Source organism: Snodgrassella sp. W6238H11 (genome assembly GCF_016100525.1).
Classification (GTDB): domain Bacteria; phylum Pseudomonadota; class Gammaproteobacteria; order Burkholderiales; family Neisseriaceae; genus Snodgrassella; species Snodgrassella alvi.
The window spans coordinates 669,036-680,931 of record NZ_JACFSH010000002.1 but is presented as its reverse complement, the minus strand read 5'-3'; the positions used below and the strand labels follow the sequence as shown (position 1 = coordinate 680,931).

12 protein-coding genes are annotated in these 11,896 nt (G+C 41.2%); 8 read left to right on the top strand and 4 right to left on the bottom strand.

Features of this window, described 5'->3' with window-relative positions:
• On the bottom strand, window positions 1–2,533 hold a 2,533-nt coding region (locus H3V00_RS06430), incomplete at its 3' end, for a DUF6531 domain-containing protein (protein ID WP_232339796.1).
• A 292-nt stretch (window positions 2,534–2,825) separates the two neighbouring features.
• On the opposite strand from H3V00_RS06430, the gene H3V00_RS06425 reads away from it, so the two are divergent.
• The 3 genes from H3V00_RS06425 to H3V00_RS06415 all read left to right on the top strand — a co-directional run bounded on the left by H3V00_RS06425 (window position 2,826) and on the right by H3V00_RS06415 (window position 5,167).
• The gene (locus tag H3V00_RS06425; RefSeq protein ID WP_198206762.1) at window positions 2,826–3,170 is read left to right on the top strand and encodes a hypothetical protein; all 345 of its coding nucleotides are present in this window, start codon (window positions 2,826–2,828) and stop codon (window positions 3,168–3,170) included.
• A gap of 269 nt (window positions 3,171–3,439) precedes the next feature.
• Window positions 3,440–3,889 (top strand): large conductance mechanosensitive channel protein MscL, encoded by a 450-nt coding sequence (gene mscL / locus H3V00_RS06420; RefSeq protein WP_025330856.1) that lies wholly within the window; start codon window positions 3,440–3,442, stop codon window positions 3,887–3,889.
• Between the two features lie 216 nt (window positions 3,890–4,105).
• On the top strand, window positions 4,106–5,167 hold the full coding sequence (locus H3V00_RS06415; RefSeq protein WP_198206763.1) for a hypothetical protein: 1,062 nt from the start codon (window positions 4,106–4,108) through the stop codon (window positions 5,165–5,167).
• 59 nt (window positions 5,168–5,226) lie between these two features.
• Here the strand turns inward: H3V00_RS06415 and H3V00_RS06410 are convergent, their stop codons facing one another.
• On the bottom strand, window positions 5,227–5,958 hold the full coding sequence (locus H3V00_RS06410) for a glutathione S-transferase family protein (RefSeq protein WP_198206764.1): 732 nt from the start codon (window positions 5,956–5,958) through the stop codon (window positions 5,227–5,229).
• Between the two features lie 140 nt (window positions 5,959–6,098).
• Between H3V00_RS06410 and H3V00_RS06405 the strand changes: the two genes are divergently transcribed.
• The 5 genes from H3V00_RS06405 to H3V00_RS06385 all read left to right on the top strand — a co-directional run bounded on the left by H3V00_RS06405 (window position 6,099) and on the right by H3V00_RS06385 (window position 10,156).
• On the top strand, window positions 6,099–6,947 hold the full coding sequence (locus tag H3V00_RS06405) for a 23S rRNA (adenine(2030)-N(6))-methyltransferase RlmJ (RefSeq protein ID WP_198206765.1): 849 nt from the start codon (window positions 6,099–6,101) through the stop codon (window positions 6,945–6,947).
• Window positions 6,948–7,225: 278 nt separating this feature from the next.
• The gene (locus H3V00_RS06400; RefSeq protein ID WP_198206766.1) at window positions 7,226–8,206 is read left to right on the top strand and encodes a class 1 fructose-bisphosphatase; all 981 of its coding nucleotides are present in this window, start codon (window positions 7,226–7,228) and stop codon (window positions 8,204–8,206) included.
• 52 nt (window positions 8,207–8,258) lie between these two features.
• Window positions 8,259–8,750, top strand: coding sequence for a peptidylprolyl isomerase (locus H3V00_RS06395; RefSeq protein WP_198206767.1), 492 nt, complete (start codon window positions 8,259–8,261; stop codon window positions 8,748–8,750).
• A gap of 463 nt (window positions 8,751–9,213) precedes the next feature.
• Window positions 9,214–9,645: a carboxymuconolactone decarboxylase family protein gene (locus H3V00_RS06390; RefSeq protein WP_198206768.1), complete on the top strand. Its 432-nt coding sequence runs from the start codon at window positions 9,214–9,216 to the stop codon at window positions 9,643–9,645.
• Between the two features lie 229 nt (window positions 9,646–9,874).
• Window positions 9,875–10,156: a YciI family protein gene (locus H3V00_RS06385; protein ID WP_037395153.1), complete on the top strand. Its 282-nt coding sequence runs from the start codon at window positions 9,875–9,877 to the stop codon at window positions 10,154–10,156.
• 129 nt (window positions 10,157–10,285) lie between these two features.
• On the opposite strand, the gene H3V00_RS06380 is transcribed toward H3V00_RS06385, so the two are convergent.
• Together H3V00_RS06380 and cysK are read right to left on the bottom strand one after the other, a co-directional pair.
• A complete protein-coding gene (locus tag H3V00_RS06380) occupies window positions 10,286–10,777 on the bottom strand; it encodes a hypothetical protein (RefSeq protein WP_025330863.1) in 492 nt (163 codons plus the stop codon).
• 173 nt (window positions 10,778–10,950) lie between these two features.
• The gene (gene cysK, locus H3V00_RS06375; RefSeq protein WP_025330864.1) at window positions 10,951–11,883 is read right to left on the bottom strand and encodes a cysteine synthase A; all 933 of its coding nucleotides are present in this window, start codon (window positions 11,881–11,883) and stop codon (window positions 10,951–10,953) included.
• Between the last annotated feature and the right edge of the window lie 13 nt (window positions 11,884–11,896).

Genomic DNA, 11,896 nt, shown 5'->3' with positions numbered 1-11,896 from the left:
CGTCCAGATCGGTCTGTTCAATTAAGCGGTCGCCGGCATCATACTGAAACCGGTACTGTTCGCCGTTTTCGTTGGTCAGGGCGGTAAGGCGTCCGTAAGCATCGTAGCTGAAGCCGAGCTGACGGCCGGCAGCATCGATGCGGGTATGTACCAGCCCGCGCTGGTCGCGGCGGTAGCGGGTGGTGTGGCCGGCCGGATCGGTATAGCTTTGTAGCTGGCCGGCGGCATTAACGCTGTAGTGTTCCTGCCGTCCGTCCGGTAGGGTGGCGCCAATGAGCTGGCCGGCTGCGTTGTACTGGTATTTGCTGCTGTTACCGATGGCATTGGTGATGCTGGTGAGGTTACCGGCGGTATTGTAATAGAAATGGGTGATGGAGCCGGAACAGTCTACATGCTGGATAAGCTGGCCGTTTTCGTTCCAGCGCAGATGTTTGTTGCCGCCACGTACATCGGTGATGCAGACAACCTGGCCATGTCGGTCGTACTGGTAGTGGGTATGCTGCTGTAACGGGTCGGTGACGGTGAGCAGGTTACCGCGCTCGTCGTAGTAATAGCGCCAGCTGCTGCCGTCGGGGTCGACGCTGATGGTCGGCAGTGCCCAGTGCGGCAACCACTGGGTCTGGGTGGTTCTGCCCAACGGATCGGTTTCTTCGGTTAACCGACCCTGTTCGTCGTAGCTGTAGTGCCATTGTCCGCCCTGCGGATCGGTCGCACTGACCAGCTGCTGGTTATCATTCCATTCAAATTCGGTAGTCTGACCAAGGGCATCGGTGTAGCGGGTAATCTGGTAAATTTCATTCCAGTAATGTTCGCTGACACGACCCAGGCTGTCCTCTACTGTGGTCAGGCGTTTTTCCGGGTCATAATGGAAGTGATAGTCTTCCAGTCGCTGACCGTCGGCTTCGCTCCAGTGCCGGGTTACCCGCCATGCGGTCTCTGCCGCTGCTGTACTGAAGTAGCTCCACTGATAATAACACTGTAAGCCAGTGGGCAGGCGGTGGTAGGTCATGCGCCGGTCGCTGTTGTAGGCAAATTCGCGGGTCTGGCGGTTCTCGGCATCAAAGACCTGTTGCAGGTCACCTTGTTCGGTGTACTGGTAACGGTTCAGTAAGCGGCTGCTGCCGTCGCTCAGCTGCTGGCGGATTTCGGTCACGCGCTGCGGATGGCGCTGATCCTGATAGTGCAGGCTGATGCGGGCGGCGTTGTCGTTATCGGCAATTTCGACGATGCGGTTACGGGAATCGCGGTAGATAAGTAACTGGTTGTCGTTACGGTCCTGCAGCATGCTTAGCAGCAGACGTTTGGGGTTGTTGGGATCGGGCTCGAACAGGCGGTAGAAGCCGTCATCATCTTCAATTACCCAGCGGTCCTGCCCGCCACGATAGATGGATAGATTTTCGTTAAGACCACGCATATTCTCACCCGGCTGCATGGGCTCGATTTCCAGCCGCCGACCTTGTTCGTCGGTAAAGACGGCGGCACAGGAACCATCAGGCTGTGGGTCGATTTCCATTTCAGTTTCATAGCCGACACTCCAGCCGGCACCGAACATGTTGTGGGTGCGGGTGTCGACGCTGCTGTAGAAACGCTGCCATTCGAAGGGCAGATGAGCCGGCAGGGAGAAGTCCAGTTCTTCGGGACCGCCAAGCATTTTGGCACCGGTTGGCAGGTGGACGGGATTACCTTTATTCAGAGCTGCTGCTATTTTGGATCCAGTATAGCTAGCGGCGGAATCGAGCATAAATCCCAGCCCGAAACAGCCAAATGAACTACAGATTTTTTTGCGATTAAAAACTAATGTAGCTAAAGAAATTAACTGGCCTATAGGATGTTTACCGCTTCTGATTTCACGGACGACAACCGATTCACCCCCGATGCGTACATTATTAGAAACTTTGATACCACCTTCACAGTTATCAGTGACTTTGGCTTCGCAGGTACTGCGGTCATTGCTGCGTACCGCCGGCTGGCTGTTGATGTAGACTTTTTTGGAACCTTCTGCCAGATATTCAGGTGAGGAAACAGGGGAAGGATGTTTGGCACAGGTAATGGTATCTTCGTTTTGAGGTATCACCGGTTGCTGTGGTGAAGCTACGGTTGGCCTCATGAATTCCTGAGCAGCTTTTGTGATTGACTGTACAGGATTTTCACCGAAATTCTTTAAGATGTTTTTTGCGGTATCGATAAAGCTTTCAGGTTGTTCAGGTTCGCCGGCAACTTCTTCAATTAAAATACCCGCAGCCCGGGCTGCCGGCTTACTATTGGTATGAGTATTGGCTGAACCTGTAAAAATTATTCCGTCTTCCACCGGTGGAAATAGCCCGCTGACTGCATCTGCCAAATCTGATATGACAGAACCAAGCCCGGATAGTTCAACAGCCACTCCGACCAGAGCAGACACTATCAAACCACCGGGTATCAAACTTATAGCTCCGTAACAAGCTAGCTCGACTGCTGCGCCTGCTATATCAGCCCATATTGAAGTATGTAAAAGAATATCATCCTTCCTGGCAGCCCAGTATGCTTCCCCCATAGCCGCATCCTTTTTTTAATTGAGTATTTATCGCTGCGAATATTACATTTAAATAGTTGAAATCTAATAAGTAATATTATATTATTTTTACTATAAATTACATATATAATTATTATATTTTATATTGTATTTTTTTGTATATTATTAAAATAATATGAAAATAATTTTAATCAATTCCAATTTAATTACAAACACCATAAAATTACTTATTTAAATAACATATCTATTGAAATTTATTATTTTTTATGTTTAATTTTTCAATAATAAATAAAAACGCAGAAAGCGGAATTTAATGAAGAAAAACATATTATTTTTAACATTATTATTTTCTGCAATTGCACGGGCTGAATTTATTCATCCGATGGATTACGATGGTTCTCTGGGACAGAAAAAAACAGTAAAACAATTTATTAAACAGCAGGTACAGCATGATTATTGTCAGGAATTAAATATCTGTATTGCATCTGCTCTGCATAAAATGGAAAAGAAAAATTTCCGGGCATTTATGAAGGCAACGCATGCAACTGACAGAAAAGTCATGGATGAAGCGATTGACCATTGTATGCATTATATAGATATGTGCGAATATTCTATTATTGAACTTAAATATTCAGATATTAAGAAATCTGAAAATTAAACCAAGCTAATAAACAAAACCTGACTTGCTTTATTATGCTACTAATCTGGTTAGCAAACTGTATATAAAGTAACCAGATTGACAATTTAAGTTGAAGCTATCTGTTTTAATTATCCTATTCTCCTTAGCCAACTTAATTTATTCTTAAATAAGTTATATCTTTTATTATTTTTACATTGAATAACTTAGCTCTGGTATGACTGCCTGCCTTATCGCGCTACTATGAAAAAGCCAAATACTTGATTTTCAGGCCAACTATGGAGGCAAACATGAAATTTATTGAACAGTTTAAAGCTTTTTTATTACGAGGCAATGTCATTGATCTGGCTGTCGGTATGGTAGTGGGTACTGCTTTTACTAATATGGTGAAATCACTGGTAGATAATGTCATTATGCCACCAATTGGTCTGCTGATTGGCGGGGTAGATTTTTCCAATTTATTTATTACTTTACGCAGTGGTTCTAAATATCCGGGCCCGTATGAAACACTGGGGGCGGCACAGGCTGCTGGTGCGGTAACACTCAATATTGGTTTATTCATCAATACTGTTATTAGTTTAGTAATCATTGGATTTGCGATTTTTTTGGTTGTCAAAGGAATCGACAAACTGCATAAAAGCCCTGCACCAAAAGCCACCACAAAACAGTGCCCGCAATGCTGTACTGATATTCCGATTCAGGCAAAACGCTGCCCGAACTGCACATCCGAGTTAAATTAATTTAAAACAATATTTTGTTTTAAAACGTGGTGTACACTACAAGTTATCAAACAAAATCTGAGTTTTTGAGACAATTGAAAAAAGCTACAAATTACCTGTAGCTTTTTTTGCGCCAGCGAATTATATATATATTTTCAGGCAGGCAATGGATAAGTGTGCGTATTAAATATTTACTCAATATGCCACAGAAAATAATTTAAACTTACAGGAATAACAATGCAAAATAGCCCGACTCCGTTTTATAACCCTTTATTAAGCTATGAAGATAATTATCATCAAGGGCCTTTCGGTGATTTCAGAAATTTAAATGTATCTGCTGATATTCAAAGCCAGCCTGAGCGTTTTCTGAATATGGAGGTTAATTTACCTTTTGGTATTCCTGCCGGCCCTTTGTTAAATGCAAATTTTATTCTGGCTGCATTTAAGCATGGTTTTGATTTATGTGTTTATAAAACTGTCCGAAGCCGAGCTCAGGCCAGCCACCCGTTGCCTAATGTTCTATCTATTCATCCTGCCGGTAAGCTTTCTGCTAATGTGGATACTGTTCTGGCTGATAATCAGTACACTCAGCCTTTATCTATAACAAATTCTTTTGGCGTACCTTCTTATAATCCGGATATCTGGCAGGCTGATATGGCAGAAGCAATTCAGGCTGCGCAGAAAGGCCAATATGTTATCGGCAGCTTTCAGGGAACACCGGGTAATGAATCCAGTATAGAAAAAGATTATGCCCGAACGGCCGTTCTAGTAAATGAAACAAAGGCACCGATACTGGAAGCTAATTTAAGCTGTCCGAATGAAGGGGTAAATAAATTATTGTGCTTTGATTTTGACAAAGTGGAGCGGATAGCTAAAGAAATTAAAAATGCTGTTCCGGATAAACCTTTGTTTCTGAAACTAGCGTATTTTGCAGATGATAATGCTATCTTCCCCTTATTAAGTAAGCTGGACGGAGTAGTTGACGGCTACAGTACTATAAATACGTTATCAGCCAGACCGGTTGATGCAGATGGTAAACCTGCTTTAGGTACAGACCGACCTACCGGTGGTGTTTGTGGTGATGCCATCCGCTGGGCCGGATTAGAAATGGTAGAACGTCTGGCCAGATTAAGAGCCCGTCTGCAAAACCATTTTGCGATTATTGGTGTTGGCGGTGTAAGCTGTACTGAACATTATCAGGCTTACCGTGCCGCCGGAGCTGATGCTGTGATGAGTGCTACTGGTGCCATGTGGAATTCGCAGCTGGCTATAGAAATTAAGAAAAGTCTGAATAAATAATATAAAAGCAGACAGCCGGAAGTTGATCAGGCTGTCTGCTTTATATGTTCAGAATTTTTTCATCGCTTTATGCGATAAGGTTCATCCATAGCAATAAAATCTTTTTCTTCAAGCGCCTGAGCAATCCATGCTGCTACTGCTTCATTGGCACATAATGCATTTATATAATTAGTCAGTATTGCTGAAGTATGAATTTGGAAACCTTTTAATCTTAAACACATGGGTGCATAAAAAGCATCGGCAATACTAAATTTACCAAATAGAAACGGTCCTTCAGATACAGCCAGAAATGATGACAAATGCTGATCAAGGAAATCAATTTCTTGTTTTACTGCGGGAAAATCCCGCAGGATAATCTGGCCGATTTCAGGCAGCACTGCCTCAATATTCATGGGTAAATGCCGGCGTATATGATTATAACCATTATGCATTTTAGCCACTATACTTCTTGCTCTGGCACGGGCTTTATAGTCTTGCGGCCATAATGCCAGTTCCGGATGTTGTTCTGCAAGATATTCACAAATTGCCAGAGAATCACTAACAATCAGATCATCATCTGTTAATACAGGCACAGTACCATAAGGATTGAGCGGCAGTATGGTTTGTTTAAAAACCGAATCGGGTGCAAAACTGTCAAAGCGTACCAGATGCTCAGTAAAATCTATCTGAAAATGCTTCATGACTACCCATGGCCGCATTGACCAGGTAGAATAATTTTTATTGCCGATATAAAGTGTGTAATTCATTCGCTTTTCTCTTTTAGTAGTCATATTTTCTAATTGATTAAGCATAGTATCAGCTTAATCTTGTGTAATCTAGCGCAAAGAAAAGATAAATCAGAAAAGTGCTTTAATACAGATTTTTTTGCCCGTGCCGGTAAATTCGGTACAATAACAGGCTAAATTAATCAGTCCTACAGCAGTTATTGTACATGCTCAGCTATCGCCATGCTTTTCACTCCGGTAATCATGCCGACATTCTTAAACATTATTGTCTGATGACAGTACTGGAATATTTCAAACTGAAAGACAAACCTTTTTGCTATGTTGATACTCATGCAGGTGCAGGGCTATATAGCCTGACCAGTAAAGAAGCTCAGAAGGTTGGTGAATACAGGGAGGGAATCGGCAGGCTTCTGGCTGCAACTAATCTGGATAATAGTTTAGAACAATTCCGTAATGCTGTTGTCTCCTGCCTGCCGGATGATACAAATCTTTATTGCGGCTCTCCATGGCTGGCTCAGGCTCTGGCCCGCGAACAAGATCGTCTGCGCCTGTTTGAATTACATCCCGCGGATGCAGAACTATTGCGTAATAATATGCGTAATATTAAACAGCCAAACCGTGCTCAAGTTTTTTGCGATGATGGCTTTAAAGGTCTGCTATCTATGCTACCCCCACCAAGCCGGCGTGCAGTCGTGTTAATTGATCCGCCATATGAATTAAAGCAAGATTACCAACAGGTAACAGACACGCTTAAGACCGCCCTGAAAAAATTTGCTAGTGGCTGTTATTTAATATGGTATCCATGTCTGAGCCGTGGTGAAAGTCTGAAATTACCCCAAAATCTGCAAAAACTGGCTCCTGATAATTTTGTTCAGGCAGAATTGTATGTACACGCACCACGCCCGGATGGTTTTGGTATGCACGGCAGTGGTATGTTTATTATCAATCCGCCGTACACATTGCCCGGGATACTGGAAAAGGTATTACCGGCAATGACTCGGTTACTGGCTCAGGATGACAGCGCACATTTCGTTCTTAACTCTGTGATTGCCTGAATATAAATAATTTATGGTTAGTAAAGTCTGTTATTTAGTCGAGAAAAGTTAAAGCTATTCTGTAAGCTTTCATGCGAAGTGTATCCGGCCTGTAATAAATAAATCAAGAAGATCGGATTAAAGTGGAAATCCGCAATCATTATCGCTGAATAACTTCATTGATTTTCTGAAAAAAATCATTCAAAGATAAATAAAATCTAATGTATATAGTGATTAAACGAGCTGAATAATACTTAAGAAATGTATAATAACAGTGAGTTTTAAAAGGGAGTATTCGCATGTCTGTTTTACTGTCTGATTATCTGCAACAGCAGCAGCAAAAATATGCTGTTACACCGCATTTGCCTGATGTGATTACGAGCATTAGTCAGGCCTGTCTACACATTAATCGTGAAATACGCATGGGCGCTCTGGATAATATTCTGGGCAGTGCTCATACTGGTAATATACAAGGTGAAGAGCAGAAAAAACTGGATGTTTTATCCAATCAGATTATGATTGATACCCTCTCTGCTAATCCGGCTATTGCCGGACTGGCCAGCGAGGAAGAGGATTCATTTGTTACAGCCAGTCAGAATGGACAGTTTCTGGTGTTATTCGACCCACTGGATGGAAGTTCCAATATTGATGTGAACATATCCATCGGGACTATTTTTTCGGTATTGGCTAAACCGGATGGTGCGCTTACTATAGAAAGCTTTTTACAATCCGGCCGGCAACAGCTTGCCAGTGGTTATGTGCTGTACGGACCGCAAACCATTCTGGTACTGACATTGAAACATGGTATTGCCATGTTTACTCTGAATGAACATAACCAGTTTCAACTGACTCAGGAAAATCCGCAGATACCAGTATCTACAGCTGAATTTGCTATTAATATGTCTAATCAGCGCCACTGGCAGCCAGCTATGCAAAATTATATTGCTCAGTTGCTAGCAGGTAAAAGTGGCTGTCGCGGAAAAGACTATAATATGCGCTGGGTGGCATCGATGGTAGCCGAGGTGCACCGAATTCTTATTCGTGGCGGTATATTTACTTATCCGCAGGATAATCGCAACCCTGATAAACCTGGTAAGCTACGCTTAATGTATGAAGCAAATCCTATGAGTTTGCTGGTTGAGCAAGCTCAAGGAGCTGCTACAAACACTCGTCAGAACATTCTTGATATTCAACCAGAAGGCCTGCATCAGCGTGTAGCCGTTGTACTTGGCAGCAAGGAAGAAGTAGACTACGTTACTGCTATGCATAATGCAGACTAACCATTGCAGATCCTTCTGCAATTTTTTTATTTTACTCCCTCAGGAGATTTTAATGATTAAATTAACTACAAATTTTGGTGTTATCGGTATTGAGCTTAATCATGAGAAAGCACCCAAAACCGCTGAAAATTTCGAACGCTATGTTCGTGAAGGCTTTTATGATGGCACCATTTTTCACCGGGTTATCGATGGTTTTATGATTCAGGGTGGCGGCTTTGATAAAGATATGCAACAAAAACCCACTCATGAACCGATTGAAAATGAAGCCAATAATGGTTTGAAAAACGATCGCTATACTATTGCAATGGCTCGTACCATGCAGCCTCATTCAGCCAGCACACAATTTTTCATCAATGTAAAAGATAATGATTTTCTGAACCATACTAAACCGGATTTACACGGCTGGGGATATGCTGTATTTGGTCAGGTAGTTGAAGGACAGGATGTAGTTGATAAGATTAAAGGCGTCAAAACCGGTAATCATGGCCCGCATCAGGATGTACCAGTTGAAAATGTGATTATTGAAAAAGCTGAAATTGTTTAAATAACATTAAAATAAATGCATTAGATAATCCTGATGCATTTTAAAACAGCAATTAACTGCTTTTTTAACTCTTTTTTGTATAATTAATGAAGTCTTCATAAGCAAAATTTTTCGGCAATGAAAAATTTTGCTAAAGATTTACTTCAATAATTAAAATACAAGGAAGACTTAATGAATATAGTAACTTTCAAACTTAAAAAACGGTTGGAAGAATTACTGGCTAAATTTGAAGAACATAATAAATTTTTAGATTAATATTTTGCTAAAATAAGTTAATAGCATCAGGTCCTTTAGACAATAAAACTGGTGCTATTATTAACGTAAAGAACAAAATCATTATTATTGCAAATATGTTAATATTATTTGTGGTAAAAATGATGATTAATTTTAATGTTATAGTTTGTTGTGCCGCTGCGTTATTAATATATTTAGCAAACAATAATGATAATAAGGAGATGAGAACATGAAAAATCTTAGAATGAAATATTTTGACTTATCACCAGAACTCATGAGTGGTTTTAGAGCCGTGAAAGTCGCCCTTGAGAAAAGCGTTATAGATCAGAATCTTATTGAGTTAGTCTATCTCAGAGTTTCTCAAATTAATGGATGCGCATATTGCCTGAATCTACATACAAATTCCCTGCTAAAAGCTGGTGAAACGCAACGCCGCATATCTGAAGTGGCAGGATGGCGTGTTAGTGATCAATTTTCACAAAAAGAACAAGCGGCACTTAACTGGGCAGAGCAGTTAACACTAATATCGACAAGCCACGCCGATGATGAGTCGTTTGAGTTATTAAAAAATTACTTCAATGATACAGAGATATCTGACCTTACATTTGCGATATCGCTGATGAATGGAATGAACAGACTTGCCATTTCTATGCGGCAATGAGGTACATTAGCTTATCCGAATAGGAATATAGACCATTTCTATATTGAAAAAGAATTTATTGCACCTGATGGGAATGTCCACAAAAGCTTTTGGTTAAATTCTTTATATGAAGTCATTAAAAGCGTCGCGGCATAGTAATGAGTGATTCACTTGAATAAACAAAATTTTCTGGCATTGAAAAATTCTGCTAAAGATTTACTTCAATAATTTAAAATACGAGGAGTACTTAATGATTATAGTAACTTTCAAATTCAAAAAACCGCTGGAAGAACTACTAGCTAAATTTGAAGAACATAATAAATTTTTAGATGAGTATTTTGCTAAAAATAAGTTTATAGCATCAGGTCCTTTAGACAATAAAACTGGTGCTATTATTATAGTAATGAGTGATTCAATTGAAGAAGTCAAAAACATTATGAAGTCAGATCCTTTTTGTGTTTATGATCTTGTTGATTTAGAATTTACTTTATTTCAGGCTGCTAAAATCTCACCTAACTTATTAAGTAATTAAGTTCATTTTTTCACAGCAGGCAGTCTTTTAAAGGCTGCTTTTTTTATGCTATCAAATAAAACTATATCTATGAATAAAACAATACCCTGCTAAACTATTTTGGCAGGGTATTTAGCTATATAAAATGATTTATTGAAGTGGCTTCATATTCATTACTTCCATCAGGAAATTAGTGAATGCCGGATTAGCCGGTTTGGAGCGCATTACCGGCCAGCGCTGCTGCCAGCCTGATAAGGCATTCTGAATATATGCTTTCGACTGGGCTGTATCAATTGAACCTTGCTGACTTTCGACCACACTGCGTAAATAAATGGCATACATGTCATCATCTACCATGTTATGTCCTACCTGAGCAATGCGGAACTGATCCAGTAATTGCGCAGCCTGAACTTTGGTCATGCTTCCCTGTGAAACCTGAAAGCTCAGGCGGGTAGCTTCATCCCGAATTCGTGCCACATCAGACCAATGACTGCTGGCTAAATGAAATTCGTTATTTGCAGTTCCATCTACCACCTGTACTGGTTTAACTTCTTTATTATTCTTAGCCGTTAAAGGGTTATTAACAGATGAACAACCACCCAAAAAGGCTGCAACGACACATAATGCTAATGTTTTTTTCATCATTTGTTTACTCAGTATATTGCTTGAAAATATTGCTTAAAACAAAATTAAAAGCCAGCTAGCTTAAGCGTGTGGCTGTACATATATCGTTTACAATTGTAACACAGCCATGACTGTAATAAAAAACCGAACCAGTTGTTTTCTGGTTCGGCATTATTCAGACAAATAAATTATCAAGCTAGATCTGCAAATAGTGGTGTAGAGAGATAACGCTCACCATAAGAAGGGATTAAAACTACAATCAATTTATTTTTGTTTTCCGGTTTAGCTGCAAGCTGCAGGCCAGCCCATACGGCAGCACCGGAAGATATACCGACCAGAATACCTTCTTTAGATGCCATGTCACGAGCGGTATCAAAACAAACTTCGTTTGGCACTTCAATAATACCATCATATATTTTGGTATTCAGAGTTTTGGGGATGAAACCCGCGCCAATACCCTGAATCGGGTGCGGCCCCTTGCAACCACCGGACAATACCGGAGAAGCTTCGGGTTCAACTGCATAAATTTCTACTTCAGGTTTTTTCTCTTTCAATACTTCCCCAACCCCGGTTATGGTACCTCCTGTACCCACACCAGCTACGAAAATATCAATTTTTCCATCGGTATCATGCCATATTTCCTGCGCAGTAGTTTCGCGGTGAATCTCCGGATTAGCTGGATTTTCAAACTGTTGCGGCATAAAATATTTTTTCGGGTCTGAATCAACGAAAGCCTGTGCACGGGCAATGGCACCAGACATGCCTTCTGCTCCGGGCGTTAATACCAGCTCAGCGCCAAAAGCACGCAATAACATGCGCCGTTCTTTACTCATTGTTTCCGGCATGGTAATAATCAGTTTATATCCGCGTGCAGCGCAAACCATAGCCAGCCCAATACCGGTATTACCGCTTGTCGGCTCTACAATCACTGTATCAGAATGAATTTTACCGGCCTTTTCTGCAGCATCAATCATACTGGCTGCTATTCTATCCTTAACACTATTGCCCGGATTAAAAAATTCCAGTTTGACTACAACTTTACCCGGTAAACCCGCACTTAGACGATTCAACTGTACCAGTGGTGTATTACCAATTAAATCGGTGATGCTAGAGGCGATATTCATTTATTATCCTTCG